A 21675-nucleotide genomic window follows, 5' to 3' on the forward strand; every position below is an offset into this window, starting at 1 on the left:
CCCTCGATGAACGACCTTCACGCCAGCCTGCGCACCACCCTCCACGGCCTGTGGCAGGACTGGTTGCGCCGTTTCCGCCCCGATCCCAATGGCCGTCAGCGCCTGGTCGATACCATCCGCGACGCCGAGGAGCAGCACATCATTGATCCCGATACCGTGGCAATGATGGAAGGCGCGCTGCTGGTGTCGGAGATCCAGGTGCGTGACATCATGGTGCCGCGTTCGGACATCGTCTTCATTGAAGAACACGCGGTGCCGCGCGAATTCCTCTCGGAAGTGATCGAGTCGGGCCATTCGCGCTTTCCGGTGTTCGACGACAAGCGCGAGAACGTGCTCGGCATCCTGTTGGCCAAGGACCTCTTGCCGCTGCTGGCCGAGCCGGGTCTCGCCTTCGACATCCGCGACATCATGCGGCCGGTGGCCTTCGTGCCGGAGAGCAAGCGCCTCAACATCCTGCTGCGCGAATTCCGCGAGCGGCGCAATCACCTGGCGGTGGTGGTCGACGAGTACGGCGGCATCTCCGGGCTGGTCACCATCGAGGACGTCATCGAGCAGATCGTCGGCGAAATCGACGACGAGCATGATCTCGCCGAAGAAGACAACATCCGCCGTCATCGCGACGAGCGCTATACCGTCAAGGCGCGCACGCCCATCGAGGAATTCAACGATCGTTTCGGCGTGGTCTTCGAGACCGATGATTATGACACCGTCGGCGGTCTCGTCATCCACGAGCTCGGTCACCTGCCGCGGCGTGGCGAAGAGCTTCGATTCCAGGGCTTCGAGTTCAAGGTGCTGCGCGCCGACCGCCGCCGCATCCGCTTGCTGCGCGTGATCCGCGGCGACCAGGCGCTGCCTTCGGCCACCGACGGCGACGGTTGATGTCGGCAAGCCCGCGCTGATCTCGATGGCGAACGCGCCTTCCCCTCCAGAGCGCGGCGTCGCGCGGCGCGACCTCGTGCTGGCGCTGGCGGCCGGCCTCGTCGTGCCGTTCGCTTTTGCGCCCTACGACCTGTGGCCCGTGGCCATGCTCGCCATGACAGCGCTCAACCTGTTGCTCGCGGGGCGCACGCCGCGCCAGGCCTTTCGTCTCGGCTGGTGTTTCGGCTTCGGCATGTTCGGCCACGGCGTATGGTGGATACAGGTCAGCGTCCACCAGTTCGGTCTGCCCTACTACAGCTTCTCGGTAACCATGACCGCCCTGCTGGTCGCTTTCCTGTCGCTCTATCCGGCGCTGTTCGCCGCGCTATTGCGACGCCTGCCGGTGGGCGCTGAAGGGCTGCGTCATGTGCTGCTGGCGCCCGCCCTGTGGGTCTGCGGCGAATGGCTGCGCGGTTGGATCTTCACCGGCTTCCCGTGGCTGTCGCTCGGCTACAGCCAGCTCGACGCGCCGCTGTCCGCGCTCGCGCCCTGGGGTGGCGAACACCTGTGCTCGGTGGCGGTGGTGATGGCCGCCGGCTTCATCACGCAGTGCTTTGGCGGCTCGCTGCGCGCGCGTCTCGCCTGCGGCGCGGCGCTGCTGGCCATGTTCGCGGCGGCCGCGACTTTGCGCGGCGTGCCGACCAGTCACGAGACCGAGGCCGGTCTCAGCGTCGCGCTGGTGCAGGGCGCCATCCCGCAGCAGATGAAATGGGAGCTGTCGCAGCGCGAGCATGCGTTCAAGCTCTACAACGAACTGTCGGCGCCCCATTGGCAGTCCGACGTCGTGATCTGGCCCGAGACGGCGATACCGGCCTTCGCCGACGAAGTGCCGGAGATGATCACGAGCCTCGCGCACACCGCGCGCGCGGCGCGCACCACCTTGCTGGTCGGCATGCCGACCGGCGAGCCATGGAGCGGTGGTCGCTACTACAACAGCGTGGTGGCCTTGGGCAGTGAGCCGGGCCGTTACGACAAGCGCCATCTCGTGCCTTTCGGCGAGTTCTTTCCGTTCAAGGCGGCGCTGGAAAACCTTTCGCGCCTGCTCAGCATTCCGATGTCGGATTTCAGCGAGGGCGATATCCGCCAGGCCACGCTGCATGCCGCCGGCCACGCGGTCGGCGTGTCGATCTGCTACGAGGATGTCTACGCGCGCGAGGTGCGGCGCGCCTTGCCGCAGGCAGGCTTCCTGGTCAATGTCAGCAATGACGCCTGGTTCGGAGACACCATCGCGCCCCATCAGCATCTGCAGATCGCACGCATGCGCGCGCTGGAGGCAGGCCGCTACCTGCTGCGCGCCACCAATACCGGCATCACCGCCATCATCGACGAGCGTGGCCGGGTCACGGCGCGCGCGCCGCAATTCCAGCCGACCGCGCTGACCGGCAGCTTCGCCGCGCGCGGTGGCGCCACGCCTTACGTACGGCTCGGCGACTGGCCGCTATTCGCGGTGCTGGTCACGATCGTACTGGCCGTGACGCTGGACGGTCGCCGTCGCGCGGCGTGCCGTTGATGTCGAGATCGGCCGGCGCTTCGCCGCCGAGGTAACGCGCCCAGGCTGCGTCGTAGAGGGCGCCGAGGTGTCGTGCCATGCGCGCCGGGGCGAAGGGGTTGTGTTCGCGCAGGCGTTTGTCGAGCGCGTCGCGTAGCGCGCGCAGACGCGGTCTGTCGCGATGCAGTGCCATCACCAGCGCGCAATAATCTTCCGGCGTGGTCGTGATCAGCTCCTCGAGGCCGACCGCGCTCAAGAGGGACGCGCCGTAGCGCGCGCTCCAGCCCGTACCCTTCAGGCTCACCATCGGCAGCCCGGCCTGCAAGGCATCGAGGCCGGTGGTGTGGGCGTTGAAGGTCCAGGTATCCAGGAACAGGTCGGCGGCGCGATGGCGGGCGAGATGCGCGTCATGGGCCACGCGCTCGACGGATACCAGGCGCTCTGCCGCCAAGCCCCGTTGTACGGCGCGCGTGCGCAGTGCCGCCATCGCGGCGCTTGGCGCCGGCCCCAGCCACAACACTGCATCCGGCAGGGCTTGCAGCAAATCCAGCCAGCGCTCGAACAGGCGCGGTTCGATTTTTTCCACGCGCGTGAAGCCGCACAGCACGAAGGCGTTGTCCGGCAAGCCGAGCGCGGCTCGCGACGGCGTGGCGCCCGGTGCATGGCGGGCGGTGTCATAGGGATAGAAACTCGGCGGCATGAAGGCGCGCGCTTCGCGCAAGGGATAACCCCAGTCGTCGGGCTCCGACACGCGATCGCTCACGCGGTAGTCGAGCCACGACGCGAACAGGCTGTGGCTGTGGCCGAGGTAGGCGAACTGCAGGCGCGCCGGCCGCGCCGCCATGATGCGCGGTCGCGCTTCGTCGCTGTAGCCGTTCAAGTCGACCAGGATGTCGATGTCATCCGCGCGAATGCGGCGCGCGGCCGCCGCGTCGTCGAGGGCCGACAGGTCGATGAAATGATCGAACTCGTTGCGTACGTAGCGCCGCTGCGGGCTGTCATCGTCGCGGTTGATAGCGTAGCCGTAGACCTCGAAGCGGCCGCGGTCGTGGGCGCGGAACAGGCCGCCGGTGAGCACCATGCCGGGATGATCCTTGAACTTGCACGACAGGTAGGCGACGCGCAGACGCCGCCCGTCATCGTCGCGCCGCGCCGCCGGCCGCAGCGGCTCGCAATCGATGGCATTCGAAATCGCGATGTGACCGGCGCTGCGCAGCGCGTTCGGCAAGGGTAGGTAGAGCAACGGAAAGGCGCCCGACAAATCGCTGGGCGCGCGACTCGGCGTGGCAAAGAAATCGAGCGCCGCCGACAGCAGGTCGCCATAGCCTCGCCAGTCGGCTTCGGTGAGACGGCTGAACGCGGCGGCGAAATACACCGAGCGCGCATCGGGCACGGCCGGCAACGGCGCGCCGGCATGGCCATAGCGCGCCGCGCGCGCCGCATCGTCGGCAAAGGCCCGGTCGAAACACTGCTGGGCGCTTTCCACTTCACCGACGCTGGCCAGCGCCACCGCTTTGCACATGTGCGCGGCGACCGAGTTCGCGTCGAGCGCGAGCGCCTGCTCGCAGCTTGCGATGCATTCGGCAATGCGCCGGCATTGGCGCAGGCATTCGGCATGCTCCGTCCAATACACGATCTCGCGCGGGTGATGCGCGACCAGCCACGCGTAATCGGGGAGTGCGCGTTCGAAGTGGCCGAGGCCGCGCAGCAGCGCGGCGCGGTTCAGTCGGCAATCGGCGGCGTCGGGTGCAAGGCGCAGGGCATGCGCGTAGCTTGCGAGCGCGGCGTCGGCGCGGCCCGCCATGTCCTGGACGGCGGCCAGCGTGCCCCATAGTTCGGCATCGTCGGGCGCGGCCGCGAGACCGCGCTCGAGCTGGACGCGTGCGGCCTCGACCTCATGAACGGCCAGCAACCATTGGGCGGCGAGGCGTCGCGCGACGACCTGCGTGGCGGGGCTTTGGGCCGCGACCTCGAGCGCCGCAAGCGCGCCCTCGAGGTCACCGAGATGCTGTTTCAGTCGGCCGAGGGTCAGCCAGTCGCCGCCCTCGCCCGCCTGCCGGCAATGCGGCTCGAGCAGGGCCAGGGCGTCCGCCGCGCGACCGGCGCGATAGGCGGCGGCCGCCGCGGCGCGGACCTCGTCGCTGATCACGCGGTACGCGGCGCTACGCGCTGCTCACAGGCTGGGCGGCAGCGGACCGTTGGCATCCTTGATGAAGGTCACCGCGCCGAACACATCGTCGTTGCCCTGGATGTGATAGACGAATCCGGCGCGTTCGGCCTGCGGCCCGGCGATGAGGCCGGACACGAAGCCGTTGCACCCGAAGCTGCCGCAGCCGCCGCTGCCGGAGCCGACGCCGGCACTGCCCGAGAAGCCGTGCTGGCCGACCGGCAGGCCGCCAAAGTTGAGATCGTAAGTGTCGGAGTTGACGTTGACGCCGGCCGAACCCGACACCTGGGCATTGCTGATGTCGAGCAGCAGCGTGGCATCGGTCAACTGGCCGACCACGCCGTTACGCGTGGTCGGCGAGGTGTTCGACAGCATCGAGTAGCGCGCCTCGGTATCGCCGAGTTCGGCCAGTGCGACCATGTCGGTGGGCTTGCCGGTGACGTAGTGCAGGCTCTGGTGCTGTTGGGAGTAAGTTTCCGAGCTGCCGCTGATGCCGGTCTGCGTGACGGTGAACGTTTCCGCGCTGCCCGACGCATTGGACCAGCGTCCCCAGCCGATGAACTGGTCGGAACCCGCCTCGACCAGGCTCAAGGCGCCGTGATCGGCAGCCGTGATGCCTTCGGCGTTGCTGTTTGAAAAGCCGCTCAGTTGCCCTTCGCTGAATGTCGCGTTGTTGGCGCCGGCCAGGGTGTTGACCGGGCCTTCGGCATTGCTGCTGAAGAACGTGGCCGCGACCGAGAAGCCGTCACCGCTTTCGAGCTTGGTCGGCGGCGGGGGCGGCGGCGGTGGGGGGGGCGGCGGCGGTGGTGGTGGTGGCGGCTCCGGTGGCTCCGGCGGCTCCACCGGCACACCGCCGACGATGAGCTTGTTGAGGGTGTCGTCGGTATCGCCGTTGTCTTCGGTCACGTCGACGATGAAATCGTCGTCGTCCTGCTGTGGCTGCGCCGCGCCCGGATCGTCGCGCAGATCCTTGTTCGGCTGGTTGGGTGGCAGCACCGGCTTCTCGTCGGTGACCTTGACCAGCGTGCTCTTGTCGACGATGACTCCGCTCTGGCCGTTGACCAGCGTCACTTCGCCGGCGTCGTTGATGACGGCAATCGCGCCGTCGCCGACCGTCACCACCGCGCCCGTGCCATCGAGCATGATGAGGTACTCGGTGCCGCGGATGCCGATGGTCGCGACCGGGGTGTTGACGCGGTAGTTGCCGTGGTTGCGGTGGCCGATGACGCCGGTGATGGTGCGCAGGCCGCCACGGAACAGGCTGAAGAAGCTGCGTTCACTGCCGTCGTCGTTGCCGGCGTAGTTGTAGTCGTCAATCTTGAACGTCGAGCGTGGCTGCAGCGACACCAGGCTGCCGTCGGCGAACTTCAACTGCACGCGGCCCTGCTCGGTGATGATGGTGTCGCCGGCGTTGACCTCGAGCCCCTTGCTCGCGGGGCTGCTGGCGCCGCTCGCGCCCTGCACCGATACCTGGCCGAAGGCGAATTGCACGCGGCCGGCGGCGGCGAAACCCGTCGCGGGCAGGCTGCCAACCGCGACCGCCACCGCGAAGGCCAGCGGCCGGGGCTTGAATATGTCAGCTGTATTCACGTGGGCTGCTCCTCAGAACTGCATCGTGACGTCGATGCCGACCACAACGCGGTCGTAATCGTTGATCGGGATATTGGAGTTGTTGGCGGTGTAGGTGATGTTCGGCCGCAGCATCCAGTTCTCGCAGAATTTGTACTCCACGCCGCTCGACACGATGTACTGGGTGTCGTCGCGGGTGCGCAGGAATACCGGGTCCGGACCGTGATAATCACGTTGCTCCATGGACACGCTGGCAAAGCCGCGCACTTTCGGCATCAGTTCGATGCTGCCGCCGAGTCGACCGCCGTAGAGGTCGTGGCCAAACTGCGGACGCGTGCCGTGATTCTCCTGCTCGACGCCGCCATACACGCCGGCATAAATGACCGGCTCGAGTTTGCCCGGCATGGCGCGCAGGTAGCTGGCGGACGTCACGTAGCGCGTGGCGTTGCGATGGGTGAGATCGGGATAATCAATCTTGTTACCCTGGAACGACAGGCTCAACCGGCTCTTGTTATCGACTGCGTAGTTCCACTGCGCGTAGCCGCCATAGACGAAGCGCAGGCTGTCGGCATCGATGATGAAATCCTCGCCCTGGCCGGCCAACACCACTTCATGCTTGCCGAAGCTGCCGCGCACGCCGGCATAGAGATAGGTATCGGCGGTCGAGAATGGCGTCTCGGTGGCGCGGTAATAGCCGCGCGCGCCGCCGATCACGGCCCAGTTCTTGTCGATGGGCTTCAGGCCATTGACGCCGGCCGAGACCGCGGCGAAGGGGTTGTCCTGCGAGGTGGCCTTGTCGACCAGCTGGAACGGCAGGTTGCCGAGCACCGGGATGGCGATGCTGGATTCGTCGGTGCCGGAATTGACGTTGCTGTCGTAGCCGGTGCTGAAGCCGATGTAGCCGCTGACACGTTGCTCGCCGCGCTGGGCGCGATCGATCAGCGACAGGTACTGGTCCATGGTGGCGCGCGCATTGGGCGGCACTTCGCCGCTGGTTTTGACGTTTTCGAATTCCTGTTTCGAAGTTTCGAATTCCGACAGCGCGAAGTAGGCGCGGGCGATTTCGGCGCGGGCCAGCGCGTCTTCGGGGCGCACCGCCAGAACGCGTTCCAGCGCGAATACCGCCTGGCCCGGCTGGCCGCTGTCGAGCGCGGCAATGCCGAGCAGGTAATCGAAGTCCGGGTCGCCGGCACGCTCGTCGCTGAGCGGCGCGAGCAGCGAGTAAGCGCTGCCGGCCTGGTGGCTGTTCAGCAATTCGCGGGCCTGGTCGGTGACCTCGTCGGCCGCCGCCGGAGCGCTCAAGGCGAGCAGCACAAGAAACACGTTCATGCGCTCATGGGTCGTCACGGGCATCCCCCATTCATGATCTCGAAACTGGCTGAAGTATAGTTAAGCAATTCGTTCATTTATATCGAAGAACAGCCTGGCTGCCATACACGGCTTGCGCTTCGAGCCTGGGCCCGAAGATTAGCAGGACGGGCGGCGCGGTTCTGTGCGGCAGGGCGCGATCGCGGCGCGCTCCTGGGGTGAATCAGGCACAGTGATAGCGACGGCTGTGCTCGTGCACGGTGTCGACCAGCACGCTGACGTGCTCGGGCGGCACCTCGGGCGTGATGCCGTGGCCGAGGTTGAAGATGTGACGGCCGCCGGCGCCCATCGAATCGATGATGCGCCGCGCTTCACTGGCCACCACGTCGGGATTGGTCAACATCACGGCCGGGTCGAGATTGCCCTGCAGCGTGATATCGTCGCCGAGCCGCCGGCGCACCTCGCCGATGTCGACCGTCCAGTCGAGGCCGATCGCCGAGCAGCCGCTGGCGGCGATCGATTCCAGCCACGGCCCGCCGCCCTTGGTGAACACCACGGTCGGTACGCCGGCCGGCAGATCGGCCAGGATGGCGCGCATGTAGGCCAGGGAAAATTCGTGGTAGGCGCGGTGCGACAGCGCACCGCCCCAGGTATCGAACAGCATGACGAGATCGACGCCGGCCTCGATCTGCGCGCGCAGGTAGGCGCTGGTGGCGCGCGCAAGCTTGTCGAGCAATGCGTGCGCTGCGGCAGGCTCGTTGTAGACGAGGCCCTTGATGCGGGTGAATTCGCGGCTGCTCTGGCCTTCCACCATGTAGGTCGCCAGCGTCCAGGGACTGCCGGCGAAGCCGATCAGGGGCACGCTGCCCTTGAGTTCGCGTTTGATCAGGCTGACGGCGTCGGTCACGTAGCGCAGTTCAGCGCCCGGGTCGGGCACCGCCAGCCGTTCGATGTCGGCGCGGCTGCGCAGCGGGCGCGCGAAGCGCGGCCCGAGGCCCTCTTCGAGGCTCAAGCCCAGGCCCATGGCGTCGGGAATGGTCAGAATGTCGGAAAACAGGATGGCGGCATCGAGCGCATAGCGGCGCAAGGGCTGCAGCGTGACTTCGCAGGCCAGCGCCGGGGTCTTGCACAGGGTCAGGAAGTCACCGGCCTTGGCGCGCGTCGCGCGGTACTCGGGCAGGTAGCGCCCGGCCTGGCGCATGACCCACACCGGCGTGCAATCGACCGGCTCGCCACGCAACACGCGCAACAGCCGGTCATTGGCGAGCGTCGCGCTCATCGGCTCAAGCGAGCGGCGCCGGCAGGTCGGTGCTACCCATGAGGTGCTTGTCGATGGACGCGGCGGCGGCGCGGCCTTCGGCGATTGCCCATACGATCAGCGACTGGCCGCGTTGAATGTCACCGGCCGCGAACACGCCGTCGACCGAGGTCATCCAGCGCGCGTCGCGCTGCACGTTGCCGCGCTCGGTGATGGCGACGCCGAGCTTGTCGAGCAGGTCGGCGCGTTCGGCGCCGACGAAGCCCATGGCCAGGAACACCAGGTCTGCCTCGAGTTCGTGATTCGAGCCCGGCACTTCGACGATTTGCATGCGACCGTCGACGTTCTTCATTTCGACGTTCACCAGCTCCAGCGCCTTGACCTGGCCGTTGCCATTGTCGATGAAGCGCTTGGTGGAGACCGCGTACAGGCGGTCGCCGCCTTCCTCGTGCGCCGACGCCACGCGATAGATGCGCGGCCATTCCGGCCACGGATTGTCGGCCGCGCGGCTGGCTGGCGGCTTGGGCAGGATCTCGAGACTGGTCACCGATTTCGCGCCCTGGCGATGCGAGGTGCCGATGCAGTCGGCGCCGGTATCGCCGCCGCCGATGATGACGACGTGCTTGCCCGCGGCCGAGATGAAGTCGGCGTCGGCAATCTCATCGCCTTCGCAGCGGCGATTTTGCAGGGTCAGGAATTCCATCGCCTGGTGAATGCCCGCGAGGTCGCGGCCCGGCACCGGCAGGTCACGCGCGATGGTGGCGCCGCCGGTCAGCAGCACGGCGCTGAAATCCTTTTTTAACTGCGCTACGGTCACGTCGACACCGACATTGGTGCTGGCGCGAAACTCGACGCCCTCGGCGCGCATCTGCTCGAGACGACGGTCGAGCACGCGCTTTTCCATCTTGAATTCGGGAATGCCATAGCGCAGCAGGCCACCGATGCGATCAGCACGCTCGAAGACCGTGACCTTGTGGCCGGCGCGACGCAGCTGTTGCGCGGCGGCGAGGCCGGCCGGACCGGAACCGACCACCGCCACCGACTTGCCGGTTTCCTTGGCGGGCGGCTGCGGCAAAACCCGTCCTTCGTCGAAAGCGCGATCGATGATGGCCAGTTCCACCGCCTTGATGGTGACCGGGTCGTCGTTGACGCCCAGCACGCAAGAACCTTCGCACGGCGCCGGGCACAGCGTGCCGGTGAATTCCGGGAAGTTGTTGGTGGCGTGCAGACGCTCGATGGCCTCGTCCCAGCGGTCGCGGTAGACGAGATCGTTCCAGTCCGGGATCAGGTTGCCCAGCGGGCAGCCCTGGTGGCAGAACGGAATGCCGCAGTCCATGCAGCGCGCGGCCTGCTTGTTGAGCGGCTCGGCGGCATAGGGCGCCATGACCTGGCGAAAATCGCGCAGGCGCTCGGCCACCGGCCGGTACGGCTGCTTGGCGCGCTTCTCCTCGAGAAAACCCGTCGGCTTAGCCATGGGCGGCATCCATGATCGCCTGGTCTTCCGGAATTCCGGTGCGGCGTGCGGTCTCGATGGCGGCGAGGATACGTTTGTAGTCCTTGGGCATGACTTTGACGAACTTCGGTTTGTTGGCAGTCCAGTGGTCGAGGATGGTTTGCGCCACCGTGCTGTGGGTGTACTGCACGTGGTTGGTCAGCAGGCGACGCACGAGATCCTCGTCCGCTTCGCTCTCGAGCTTGTCCAGGTCCACCATCTCCTTGTTGCAACGAGCGGGGAACACGCCATCCGGATCGTAGATATACGCTTCACCGCCCGACATGCCGGCGGCGAAGTTGCGACCGGTGGCGCCGATGATGACGACGTGTCCGCCGGTCATGTATTCGCAGCCGTGATCGCCCACGCCTTCGACGACGGTGTCTGCGCCGCTGTTGCGCACCGCGAAGCGCTCGCCCGCGATGCCGCGGAAGTAGGCTTCGCCCTTGGTGGCGCCATACAGCGCGACGTTGCCGATGAGGATGTTGGCCTCTGGCACGAAGGTCGAGTGACGCGGCGGGTAGACCACGATGCGCGCGCCCGACAGGCCCTTGCCGACATAGTCGTTGGCATCGCCTTCGAGGGTCATGGAGACGCCGCGCGGCACGAAGGCTCCGAAGCTTTGGCCGGCCGAACCGTTGAAGTGCAGCTTGATGGTGTCGTCCGGCAGACCGGCGCCGCCGTAGCGGCGCGTGATCTCGTAGCCGAGGATGGTGCCGACGGTGCGATTGACGTTGCGGATCGGCACGATGGCTTCCACCGACTTGCCATGCTCCAGCGCCGGCTGGCACAGCGGTACGATGGTGGTGCGATCGAGGGACTTGTCGAGGCCGTGATCCTGTTCGCGCACCTGGCGAATGGCGACGCCCGGCGCCGCCACCGGCTGGTAGAGGATCTGTGACAGGTCGAGGCCCTGGGCCTTCCAGTGATCGACCGCCGGCTCGACATCGAGCAGGTCGACGCGGCCAATGAGTTCATCGATGCTGCGCACCCCGAGCTCGGCCATGTATTCGCGCATTTCCTCGGCGATGTAGCGGAAGAAGTTCTCGACGAATTCCGGCTTGCCGCTGAATTTGGCGCGCAGGCGCTTGTCTTGTGTCGCGATGCCGACCGGGCAGGTGTTGAGATGGCACACGCGCATCATCACGCAGCCCATCACCACCAGCGGCGCGGTGGCGAAACCGTATTCCTCGGCGCCGAGCATGGCGGCCACGATGCAGTCGCGACCGGTCTTCAACTGGCCGTCGACCTGCACCACGATGCGATCGCGCAGCTGGTTGGCGACCAGCACCTGCTGGGTTTCGGCCAGGCCGAGCTCCCACGGCACGCCGGCGTGCTTCAAGGAAGTGACCGGCGAGGCGCCGGTGCCACCGTCGTAGCCCGAGATCAGCACCACGTCGGAATGGGCCTTGGCGACGCCGGCCGCGACGGTGCCGACGCCGACTTCGGCGACCAGCTTGACGTGCACGCGCGCCACCGGGTTCGAATTCTTCAAATCGTGGATGAGCTGCGCCAGATCCTCGATCGAGTAGATGTCGTGATGCGGCGGCGGCGAGATCAAGCCCACGCCGGGCGTCGAATGACGGGTCTTGGCAATCCACGGATAGACCTTGTTGCCGGGCAGCTGGCCGCCTTCGCCGGGCTTCGCGCCCTGCGCCATCTTGATCTGCAGATCGTCGGCATTGACCAGGTACTCGCTGGTCACGCCGAAACGGCCGGACGCCACCTGCTTGATGGCGCTGCGCCGCAGATCGCCGTTGGCATCGGGCGTGAAACGGTCCGGATCCTCGCCACCTTCACCGGTATTCGAGCGCCCGCCGATGCGGTTCATGGCGATGGCCAGCGTCTCGTGCGCCTCGGCGCTGATCGAGCCGTAGGACATCGCGCCGGTCGAGAAGCGCTTCATGATGCTGTCGATCGATTCGACTTCGGCCAGCGGCACGGGCTTGGCGGCCTTCTTGAAACGGAACAGGCCGCGCAAGGTTGCGCGGTGCTCGCTCTGGTCGTCGACCGCGTGGGTGTACTGCTTGAAGATCTCGTACTGGCCGGAGCGGGTCGAGTGCTGCAGCTTGTACACGGTGTCCGGGTTGAACAGGTGGTACTCGCCGTCGCGACGCCACTGGTATTCACCGCCCCAGGCGAGGTCCGGCTTCTTCACCACGCGCTCGGGATAGGCCTCGTGGTGGCGCAGCGCCACTTCGCGTTCGATGACATCGAGACCGACGCCGCCGATGCGCGACGCCGTCCAGGTGAAGTACTTGTCGACGAAGGCCTTGTCGAGACCGACCGCTTCGAAGATCTGCGCGCCACGATAGGACTGCACGGTCGAAATGCCCATCTTGGACATGACCTTGAGCAAGCCTTTGTTGACGGCCTTCAGATACATGCGCACCGCCGTATCGTGATCGGTCTCGCCTTCGTAGCGGTTCTTGGGACTGGTGACGAGGATGCGCTGACGCAGCATGTCGTCCAGCGTTTCAAACGCCAGGTACGGGTTGATGGCGCCAGCGCCATAGCCGAGCAGCACCGCGAAATGATGCACTTCGCGCGGCTCGCCGGACTCGATGACGAGACCGACCTTGATACGGCGACCGTTGCGCACCAGGTGATGGTGCACGCCGGCGGTGGCGAGCGCCGCGGGAATGGCGGCGTGGTCCTTGTCGACGCCGCGATCGGACAGGATGATGAAGGCATAGCCTTCATCGACCGCCGCATCGGCGGCGGCACACACCGCGACCAGGGCCTTTTCCAGGCCCGCCGCGCCCGCGGCCACCGGGTAGGTGGTGGCGATGGTTTTGGAACGGAAACCGAGCGCGCTGATGCTGCGCAGCTTTTCCAGGTCGTGGTTGTCGACCACCGGCGCATTGAGCTTGATCTGGCGGCAACTCGACTCGCTCGGCGCCAGCAGGTTGCTTTCCGGACCGATGGGCGTCGACAGCTGGGTCACCAGCTCTTCGCGGATGCCGTCCAGCGGCGGGTTGGTGACCTGCGCGAACAGCTGCTTGAAATAGTCGTAGAGCAAGCGTGAGCGGTCCGACAGCACGGCCAGCGCCGCGTCGGTGCCCATCGAGCCCATCGCTTCCGCGCCGCTCGCCGCCATCGGCTGCATCAACAGGCGCAGATCTTCGTGCGTGTAACCAAACGCCTGCTGACGCTGCAGCACGGTCGCGTGATCCGGCACGTGTACGTTGGTCGGTTCCGGCAGGTCATCGATCGACACCTGGTTGCGCGCCAGCCATTCACCGTAAGGGAACATGTCGATGTACTGCTGCTTGAGTTCGGCATCGTCGACAATGCGGCCAGCCTTGGTGTCCACCAGGAAAATGCGCCCCGGATGCAGGCGTTCCTTGATGGCGATGTTCTCCGGCGGAATGTCCAGCACGCCGACCTCGGAAGCCATGATCACCATGCCGTCCTTGGTCACGTAGTAACGCGACGGGCGCAGGCCGTTACGGTCGAGCACGGCGCCGATCACGGTGCCGTCGGTAAACGCGATGGAGGCCGGGCCGTCCCACGGCTCCATGAAGCTGCCGTGATATTCGTAAAAGGCCTTGCGCTTGGCATCCATGTCCTCGTGGCCGCTCCAGGCCTCGGGGATCATCATGAGAATGGCGAGCGGCAGCGGGCGGCCGGCCATGTGCAGGAATTCCAGCACCTGGTCGAAGCTCGCCGAATCGGAATTGCCTTCCAGCACGATCGGGAAGAGCTTCTTCAAATCCTCGCCGAACAGGCTCGATTCGCACAGCGCCTCGCGCGCGCGCATCCAGTTGATGTTGCCGCGCAGGGTATTGATTTCGCCGTTGTGGGCAATGAAACGGAACGGGTGCGCCAGCGGCCACGACGGGAAGGTGTTGGTCGAGAAACGCTGGTGCACCAGCGCCAGCGCGCTGTCCATGCGTTCGTCGCACAGGTCCGGGAACACCTTGTCGACCTGGTCGGCGTTCAGCATGCCTTTGTAGATGAAAGTGCGATGCGAAAGGCTCGGTACGTAGAACAACGCCTTCTGTTCGATGCCGCTGTCCCACACCGAGTGCTCGACCAGCTTGCGAATGACGTAAAGCTTGCGTTCGAAGGCTTCTTCGCTGGCGACATTGGCGCCGCGGCCGATGAAGATCTGGCGAAAGCTCGGCTCGCCGGACTGCGCGGTCGGGCCGATCATGGAGTCGTCGCTGGGCACATCGCGCCAGCCGAGCAGGGTTTGTCCTTCGGCTTCGATGACGCGCTTGAACTGCGCCATGCAGAACTCGGCGTCCTTGGCGTCGCGCGGCAGGAACACCAGGCCCGCGCCGTAATGGCCATAGGCCGGCAGTTCGAAACCCAGCGCCGCGCAGGTTGGACGCAGGAACGCGTCGGGCATCTGGATCAGGATGCCGGCGCCGTCACCGGTGTTTTCTTCGCTGCCCGTGGCACCGCGGTGCTCGAGGTTGGCAAGGATGGTCAGGGCCTGGCGAATGATCGCATGGGACTTGCGACCCTTCATGTCGACGACAAAACCCACGCCACAGGAGTCGTGCTCTTGGGACGCGTCGTACAGTCCGTCCGTCGGGCCGCCGGTCCGCGGAAATCGAGTGCGAGCAGAATTCATCCCTACGAGTGCCTCCGGGCTACGAGCTGTGAAAATGACGCGATCACGCGCGCAAAAGGACGGTGATTATATGCCGCAGGTGCACAAAGTGTCACCCGAATCGCGATGCACGATCGCGAGCCGCCTGCACTGAAAAAGATCGTGTCGTGCTTACTTCAGGGTCGCTACCGCGCGCGGCCAGGGCTTGCCTTTGAGTAGCGGTGCGGGCATCGCGTTAATCGCCGAGGTGGCGGCCTTACGCGAGGTGTAAAGACCGGTGACGACCACGTACCAGGGCGCGCCCTTGAGCGTGACCTTGACCACCGTGGCCTTTTCGCCGATGCCGTGATCGCGAATGAAGCGCGTGGTCGCGGCGCGTTCGCGACTGCCGAACAACTGCACGACGAAGCTCTGCGGCTTCTGGCGTTTGACCCACGCGGATGAATAGAAGGATTTCGGCTCCTCGGTGCCGGCCTTGGCGGGCGCCGGCCTGTTGGTGTGTTTGGCCGTGGTGGGGGCCGACGAGGTACCTTTGCTCGCCACGCTCCTGGCGTGTTTTTCACTTTCGGTCTTGGCTTTGGGCGCGGGCGCGGGCGCGGGCGCGGACTCGACCGGCGCGGGAGCTGGCGGTTCGGTGCTTGCCGCCGTGGCCGGCGCAGGCTCGACGGCGGCGGTCGACGTGGCCTCGGCTGCAGCGGGCGGCGCGACCGTCGCGCCCTCGCCGGTCAGCGCCGGCGGCGTGGCGCTCGCCTGCGATTCGGCCGGGGTCGGTGGTGTGGGCTCGGCTGCCGGCGTTTCGGCGACCGGCTCGATGGGCGTCGGTGCCGCGCTGGTCTCGGCGACGGCCGGTTCGGGCGGCAGCGGCGCGTCGTTGGCCGGCGGCTGGGCCTCGGCACTCGGCGCCGGCAGGGAGATTTCCACGGTGCCGGGCTTGGTGTTCTCGGCATGGCGGGAGGACAGCAGCATGCCGATGGCCACTGCCACCACCACGAAGGCGGCGGCTGCCAACGCCGCGGTGTACTTGCGCACGTTGAAATCGCGCAATGCCCCACCCATGGCGCGCGCCGCGGCCGCGGCGCGTTGCCCGGGGTGGATGGGCTTGTGGCCGCCGTTCCGGAGGCTGGCCAGCATGCGACCGGGGTTGCCGCCGGCCGCCGCCGCGAGTTGTTCGAGGTCCAGGCCCTCGTCGAGCTCAAGGTCGGCATCGAGCTGCAGTTCGCCACCGACGGCGGGCAGCGCGCTCAGCGCCAGGGTCTTCAGTTCTTCCGGCTCCAGCGGCGGCAGGTCGACGAGGTGGATGACCGCGCCCTCGGGCGCCGCGGCCTGCATGCGTTCGCCGAAATCGCTGTCGGCGTCGCCGCTCATCACCACCCTGAGATCGCCGCGCTGATGGTCGCTGTAGGCAAGCGAAAACAGCATCGAGCGCGCGGCATCGTCGAGATGCTCGGCGTCGTCCAGGGCCAGGATGCACAGCTGTCCGCCCAGTTCGATTTCGGCAAGGCGCGCGCGCAGGTCTTCGACCCCGGCATCGAGCTCGCCGAGTTCCAGCGCTTCGCTGAGTGCCGCCAGCATGGCGGGGGCCGTGCGCATGGCCGCGCCCGTGGCGGGGATCACCCGCCAGTTTGCCCGCGCCTGGTCTGCAATCGCGCCGAGCAGGCGGCTGCGGCCGCTGCCGAGCTCGCCCTGCACCACGACCATCTGATGGCCGAATTCCAGCAGGTGGCTCAACAGGTCCAGACGCTGGCGAATGGCGGGCGTCGTGAGATAAGGCGGCTGCTTCGTCGCGCCGGCCGGGCTGTCATCCATCACGGTCATGCACTATTTAATGAATTCGCTCACGTCTTGGGCCAAGGCGGGGCGCTTGCGGCCGGTGCGCCGCCAAATACCCGGCCGTGTTCCGCCTGGGCATAACGGTCGGTCATGCCGGCAATGTAATCACTCACCACGCGCGCCCGCAGCGCTTCGTCAGCCCCGGCGGGCATGGTGCCGGCCGGCAGCAGGCCCGGGTCGCGCATGAAGGCCTCGAACAGCTCCGCCACCAGCGTCTTGGCCTGTTCCGCGATACGTTGCACCGACGGGTCGTAGTAAAGCCGCCGGTAGAGCAGGCGCTTCAGACGCAGATGGGCTTCGCGCATGTCCGGTGAAAAATCGACCATCGCTTGCGGGTGCGCGCGCACGTCCTCGACGCTGCGGGGCGCGTGCCGCGCCAGCCGCTCACGGGTCGCGTCGATGAGGTCGGCGACGAAGGCCCCGAGCATGTGCCGGATCGCGGTGTAGGTGAGGCGTTTGCCGCCGAGGCCCGGCGCGTTGGCGCGGCTCACCGCCACGGCCTCGCGAAACCCGTCGTGCTCGCAAACCGTCTCCAGCGCCAGGATGCCGGAACGCAGGCCGTCATCGATATCGTGATGATTATAGGCAATTTCGTCCGCGACATTGGCGATTTGTGCTTCCAGCGACGGCTGCCGGCGCAGGAGGAAGCGCGCGCCCAGCTCGCCGAGCGCGGCCGCGCGCAACACGCTGCAATGCTTGAGGATGCCCTCGCGGGTCTCGAACAGGAGGTTCAAGCCCTCGAAGGCGGCATAGCGTTGCTCGAGCTCGTCGACCACGCGCAGCGAATGCAGATTGTGTTCGAAGCCGCCGTAGGGCTGCATGCAGTGGTTGAGGGCGGCCTGCCCGGCATGGCCGAAAGGCGTGTGACCGAGATCGTGGGCAAGCGCGATGGCCTCGGTGAGATCCTCGTTCACGCCCAGCGCGCGGGCGATGGTGCGGGCGACCTGCGCGACTTCCAGCGAGTGGGTCAGGCGCGTGCGAAACATGTCGCCTTCGTGATTGACGAAGACCTGGGTCTTGTACTCCAGGCGCCGGAAGGCCGAGGAATGGATGACGCGATCGCGGTCGCGTTGAAATTCGCTGCGCCAGGCCGGCGGTGACTCGGCCACGCGCCGCCCGCGGGACTGGCGCATGTCGACGGCGTAGGGCGCGAGATCGGTGCTCAAGGGCGGCAGGCGCGGTCGGATTGCGGGGCGCCGCCTAGGGCGCCGGCTCTCCGCGCAGCACCGCTTCGAGCTGCGCGTCGTCGTAGTCACGCGTGACACAGGACTTGCCGAGGCCCTTGAGCAACACCAGGCGAATGCGTCCGCCGACGTTCTTCTTGTCGTGCAGCATGAGCTCGCGGAAGCGGCCGGCGGAGATGCCGGCCGGCGGCGCGGTCGGCAACTGTGCGCGCCCGATCAGTGCCAGGGTGCGTTCGAGCTCGGCTGCGGTCAGCCAGCCGGCGCGGGCCGAAAGGCGGGCCGCCATGCACATGCCGGCGCCCACCGCTTCGCCGTGCAGCCAGTTGCCGTAGCCACTGGCCGTTTCGATGGCATGGCCGAAGGTATGGCCGAGGTTGAGCGTGGCGCGCTCGCCGGTTTCGCGCTCGTCGGCGGCCACCACCTCGGCCTTGTTCTGACAGGAGCGCCGCACCGCTTCGGCGAGCGCCGCCGGCTCGCGCGCCAGCAGGGCATCGATGTGGGCTTCCAGCCACTCGAAAAACGGCAGGTCGCGGATGAGGCCGTACTTGATAACTTCCGCGAGACCGGCATTGAGTTCGCGCGCCGGCAGGGTCGCCAGGGTGTCGGTGTCGGCCACCACGGCGATCGGCTGGTGGAAAGCGCCGATCATGTTCTTGCCGAGCGGATGGTTGACGGCGGTCTTGCCGCCGACCGAGGAATCGACCTGGGCGAGCAGGGTGGTCGGCACCTGCAGGAAATCGATGCCGCGCTGGTAGCAGGCCGCCGCGAAGCCACCCAGATCGCCGATCACGCCGCCGCCGAGGGCCACCAGCAAGGCGCCGCGTTCGAGGCGTTTTTCGAGCATGAAGCCCATCACCCGGCCGAAGCTGTCGAGGGTCTTGTGCGCCTCGCCGTCGGGCAGCACCAGCGTTTCGCAGCGGCGGCCGGCAAAATGCGTGCGCAAGCGCTCGAGGTACAGCGGCGCCACCACCTCGTTCGACAGCACCATGACCTGTTCGGCCTTGACCAGGGACGCGAACAGCGCGCCGTCGTCCAGCAGGCCCGCGCCGATGTGAATGGGATAGCTGCGCGCTCCCAGTTCTACGTTCAATACGGTCGTCACGGCAGGTTGCTCGTTATTTTCTTGATCACTTGCTTGACCGACAGCTTGCCGGTGTCGATGGTGAGGTGGGCGATTTCCTGGTACAGCGGCTCGCGCTTCTCGACGATGGCCCGCAGCGTCGCTTCCGGATTGGGCGTGCGCAGCAGCGGGCGATTGGTATCGAAACGGGTGCGCTCGACGAGCTTGTCCACCGTGCTTTTCAGGTACACGACGAAGCCGCGTTCGTGCAGCCAGCGCCGGTTGTCCGCCGCCAGCACCGCGCCGCCGCCGGTCGCCAGCACGATGCCATCGCGCTGGCTGAGTTCATCGATGAGCCGCGTTTCGCGCTCGCGAAAGCCGGCCTCGCCCTCGATATCGAAGATCAGCGCCACGCTGGCGCCGGTGCGATGCTCGAGCTCGTGATCGCAGTCGACGAATTCCAGCTTGAGAATGCGCGCCAGCTGGCTGCCGATGGTGGTTTTGCCGGCGCCCATGGGCCCCACCAGGAATATGCGTGAACCAGCCGGCATGGCTGCCTAGCGGGCTCGTCGCCGCTTGTGGGGAATTGGCCTGACCATCGTCGCTCCGGCAAAAAAAAGCGGGAGCCAGGCTCCCGCTTCGCATCATAGCAGTTGCCGCGGCGTCACGGCTTGGACAAGGACAGCGTCTCCTTGATGATCTTCGGCGTCACGAACACCAGCAATTCCTGCTTGCTGGCGGTCGAACCGGTGCGCTTGAACAGGCGCCCGAGGTAGGGCAGGTCGCCAAACCACGGCACGCTGGTCTTGTCGTCCCGGTTTTCCGACTCGAAGATGCCGCCCAGCACCACGGTGTCGCCGTCATCGACCAGCACCTGGGTCGTCAACTCGTTGGTGTCGATACTCGGAATGCCCGAGAAGATCTGGCCCACCGAGTCCTTGTTGACCGCGAGATCCATGATCAGGCGGTTGTCCGGCGTGATCTGGGGCGTGACCTTGAGGCTCAGCACCGCCTTCTTGAACGACACCGCCGTGGCGCCGCTCGACGATGCTTCGAGATAGGGGATTTCCGTACCCGACTCGATGATCGCTTCGTGCTGGTTGGCGGTGATGACGCGCGGCGCCGAAATCACTTCACCCTTGCCTTCCTGTTGCAGGGCGCTCAATTCGAGCTGCAACAGGTAGCTGCCAATCTTGCCGACCGCGAGCTTGGCCGCGCCGGCCGCGCCGGGCGCCGCGAGGTCGACCATGTAGTTTTCCAGGTCGTCGGTATGGAAGGCGGTGTTCTCGGAGTACTTCACGTCACCGGCCAGGCCGCCGCCGAGGAAGGCATCCATGCCACCGCGGTTGCGCGGGTTCTGGCCGCTCTCCGGCTGTACGCCCTTGCTGTAACCGAAACGCACACCGAGATTCTTGGAGAAGTCCTCGTTGGCAATCACGATGCGCGACTCGATCAGCACCTGGCGCACCGGCACGTCGAGCGCGTGGATGAGATTGCGGATCTCGGTCAGTTTGTCGCCCGTATCCTGCACCAGCAGGGTATTGGTGCGCTCGTCCACGCTGACGCTGCCGCGACTCGACAGCAGGTTCTCGTTCTTGCCTTTCGCACCGGCGGTTTTCTGTTTCAGCAACGTCGCGATGTCCGCGGCCTTCGCATAGTTGACCTGCATGAACTCGGTACGAATCGGAGCCAGCTCTTGCACCTGCTTCTTCGATTCCATCTCGAGCTTTTCGCGATTGGCAATCTCTTCCTGCGGCGCCACCATCATGACATTGCCGATCTCGCGCTTGTCGAGACCACGCGACTTGAGAATGATGTCGAGCGCCTGGTCCCACGGCACGTTCTTCAGCCGCAGCGTGACGTTGCCGCCGACCGTATCACTCGCCACCAGGTTCTTCTCGGTGAAGTCGGCGATGAGCTGCAGTACTGCGCGTACCTCGATGTTCTGGAAGTTGAGCGACAGGCGCTCGCCCGTGTAGCCGAATTTCTTCTTCTTGTTCTCGACTTCCTCTTCCTTGGTCAAGGGACGCAGCTCGATGGTGAACGTGTTGTCCGACTGGTAGGCGAGGTGTTCGTACAGGCCATTGGGCTTGATGACCATGCGCGTACCGTTGCCTTCCCTGAAGGTGTCGATCTCCTTGGCCGGGGTGGCAAAGTCGAGCACGTCGAGTTTTCGATCAAGGTTCTCGGGCAGGGCGGTGTTGGCGAAATCCACCACCACGTCGTCGCCCTTTTGGGAAACGTTGACACCGAGGTCCGGAGCAGACAGGTCTACAATGATCTGGGCTTGGCCGTTGGCGCCACGACGGAAATCGATGTCTCGGATGCTGCCCTTGCCGTTGCCGGGCATGGTCGGCGCGCTGCTCGTGGCGGGCGCCGCGCTCGGCGCCGGTGCCGCCTGGGCAACGCTCGCCGCGGTCGGTGCCATCGGCGGCGACTGGGTGGCGAGGCTCGAGGCTCCGCCTTCCAGCGTCACGGAAATGGTGTCGCCGTTGGTTTCGATGTCGTAAGGCACGAGCTGACCGAGGTTCAACACCACGCGTGCGCGATTCTCTGCTTCGACTGCGGTCACGCTCTCGGCATTTCCCACGCCAATGCGCTGCGTGCGCTCTTTCAGGTTCAAGGTCGTGCCCGGCAGATCGATGGCGATGCGCGCCGGGTTGTCGATGGTAAAGCTGAGTGGCGCGCCTTCAACCGGCGCGGACAACTTCATTTTCACCTGCACGCGGTCACCCGGCAGTGAGATATAGCTGACGTTGTCCAGCGTGGCCGCCGTCACCGCGCTCGAGACGAGCGTGGCGAATGCCAGCAGGCCCAGCATGAGCGGTGCACGGCG

At 66.3% G+C, this 21675-nt stretch carries 13 protein-coding genes; 2 read left to right on the forward strand and 11 right to left on the reverse strand.

Annotation, left to right across the window (positions count from 1 at the left end; genetic code table 11):
• Positions 1-6 precede the first annotated feature (6 nt).
• Together IPM80_06855 and lnt are read left to right on the forward strand one after the other, a co-directional pair.
• The gene (locus IPM80_06855; GenBank protein ID MBK8958143.1) at positions 7-879 is read left to right on the forward strand and encodes a CBS domain-containing protein; all 873 of its coding nucleotides are present in this window, start codon (positions 7-9) and stop codon (positions 877-879) included.
• A 25-nt stretch (positions 880-904) separates the two neighbouring features.
• On the forward strand, positions 905-2428 hold the full coding sequence (gene lnt, locus IPM80_06860; GenBank protein MBK8958144.1) for an apolipoprotein N-acyltransferase: 1524 nt from the start codon (positions 905-907) through the stop codon (positions 2426-2428).
• Here lnt and IPM80_06865 read toward each other — a convergent pair.
• From IPM80_06865 to IPM80_06915, 11 genes are all read right to left on the reverse strand, one after another.
• Positions 2373-4556, reverse strand: coding sequence for a hypothetical protein (locus IPM80_06865; protein MBK8958145.1), 2184 nt, complete (start codon positions 4554-4556; stop codon positions 2373-2375). The two genes, lnt and IPM80_06865, sit on opposite strands and share 56 nt — an antisense overlap.
• Before the next feature lie 24 nt (positions 4557-4580).
• Positions 4581-6164: a FecR domain-containing protein gene (locus tag IPM80_06870; protein ID MBK8958146.1), complete on the reverse strand. Its 1584-nt coding sequence runs from the start codon at positions 6162-6164 to the stop codon at positions 4581-4583.
• Positions 6165-6176: 12 nt separating this feature from the next.
• On the reverse strand, positions 6177-7472 hold the full coding sequence (locus tag IPM80_06875; GenBank protein ID MBK8958147.1) for a DUF560 domain-containing protein: 1296 nt from the start codon (positions 7470-7472) through the stop codon (positions 6177-6179).
• Between the two features lie 202 nt (positions 7473-7674).
• Positions 7675-8730: a uroporphyrinogen decarboxylase gene (locus IPM80_06880; protein MBK8958148.1), complete on the reverse strand. Its 1056-nt coding sequence runs from the start codon at positions 8728-8730 to the stop codon at positions 7675-7677.
• Between the two features lie 4 nt (positions 8731-8734).
• Positions 8735-10183, reverse strand: a complete 1449-nt coding sequence (locus IPM80_06885) for a glutamate synthase subunit beta (GenBank protein MBK8958149.1) — start codon at positions 10181-10183, stop codon at positions 8735-8737.
• On the reverse strand, positions 10176-14786 hold the full coding sequence (gene gltB / locus IPM80_06890) for a glutamate synthase large subunit (GenBank protein MBK8958150.1): 4611 nt from the start codon (positions 14784-14786) through the stop codon (positions 10176-10178). The genes IPM80_06885 and gltB overlap by 8 nt, the downstream gene beginning before the upstream one ends.
• 150 nt (positions 14787-14936) lie before the next feature.
• A complete protein-coding gene (locus IPM80_06895) occupies positions 14937-16580 on the reverse strand; it encodes an SPOR domain-containing protein (protein MBK8958151.1) in 1644 nt (547 codons plus the stop codon).
• A 20-nt stretch (positions 16581-16600) separates the two neighbouring features.
• Positions 16601-17728, reverse strand: a complete 1128-nt coding sequence (locus IPM80_06900; protein MBK8958152.1) for a deoxyguanosinetriphosphate triphosphohydrolase — start codon at positions 17726-17728, stop codon at positions 16601-16603.
• A gap of 67 nt (positions 17729-17795) precedes the next feature.
• Positions 17796-18881: a 3-dehydroquinate synthase gene (aroB, locus tag IPM80_06905; protein ID MBK8958153.1), complete on the reverse strand. Its 1086-nt coding sequence runs from the start codon at positions 18879-18881 to the stop codon at positions 17796-17798.
• Positions 18878-19390: a shikimate kinase AroK gene (gene aroK / locus IPM80_06910; protein ID MBK8958154.1), complete on the reverse strand. Its 513-nt coding sequence runs from the start codon at positions 19388-19390 to the stop codon at positions 18878-18880. Before aroK ends, aroB begins: the two co-directional genes overlap by 4 nt.
• A 113-nt stretch (positions 19391-19503) precedes the next feature.
• On the reverse strand, positions 19504-21660 hold the full coding sequence (locus IPM80_06915; protein MBK8958155.1) for a type IV pilus secretin PilQ: 2157 nt from the start codon (positions 21658-21660) through the stop codon (positions 19504-19506).
• Positions 21661-21675 lie beyond the last annotated feature (15 nt).

It is taken from the genome of Pseudomonadota bacterium, from assembly GCA_016719885.1.
Taxonomy (GTDB): domain Bacteria; phylum Pseudomonadota; class Gammaproteobacteria.

Excerpts from the sequence above, each read along its gene's own strand:
- IPM80_06895 (MBK8958151.1), bottom strand. The coding sequence starts at position 16,580 with ATGACCGTGATGGATGACAGCCCGGCCGGCGCGACGAAGCAGCCGCCT.
- lnt (MBK8958144.1), top strand. The coding sequence starts at position 905 with ATGGCGAACGCGCCTTCCCCTCCAGAGCGCGGCGTCGCGCGGCGCGAC.
- IPM80_06885 (MBK8958149.1), bottom strand. The coding sequence starts at position 10,183 with ATGGCTAAGCCGACGGGTTTTCTCGAGGAGAAGCGCGCCAAGCAGCCG.
- IPM80_06880 (MBK8958148.1), bottom strand. The coding sequence starts at position 8,730 with ATGAGCGCGACGCTCGCCAATGACCGGCTGTTGCGCGTGTTGCGTGGC.
- gltB (MBK8958150.1), bottom strand. The coding sequence starts at position 14,786 with ATGAATTCTGCTCGCACTCGATTTCCGCGGACCGGCGGCCCGACGGAC.
- IPM80_06915 (MBK8958155.1), bottom strand. The coding sequence starts at position 21,660 with ATGCTGGGCCTGCTGGCATTCGCCACGCTCGTCTCGAGCGCGGTGACG.
- IPM80_06900 (MBK8958152.1), bottom strand. The coding sequence starts at position 17,728 with ATGCGCCAGTCCCGCGGGCGGCGCGTGGCCGAGTCACCGCCGGCCTGG.
- aroK (MBK8958154.1), bottom strand. The coding sequence starts at position 19,390 with ATGCCGGCTGGTTCACGCATATTCCTGGTGGGGCCCATGGGCGCCGGC.
- IPM80_06875 (MBK8958147.1), bottom strand. The coding sequence starts at position 7,472 with ATGAACGTGTTTCTTGTGCTGCTCGCCTTGAGCGCTCCGGCGGCGGCC.
- IPM80_06855 (MBK8958143.1), top strand. The coding sequence starts at position 7 with ATGAACGACCTTCACGCCAGCCTGCGCACCACCCTCCACGGCCTGTGG.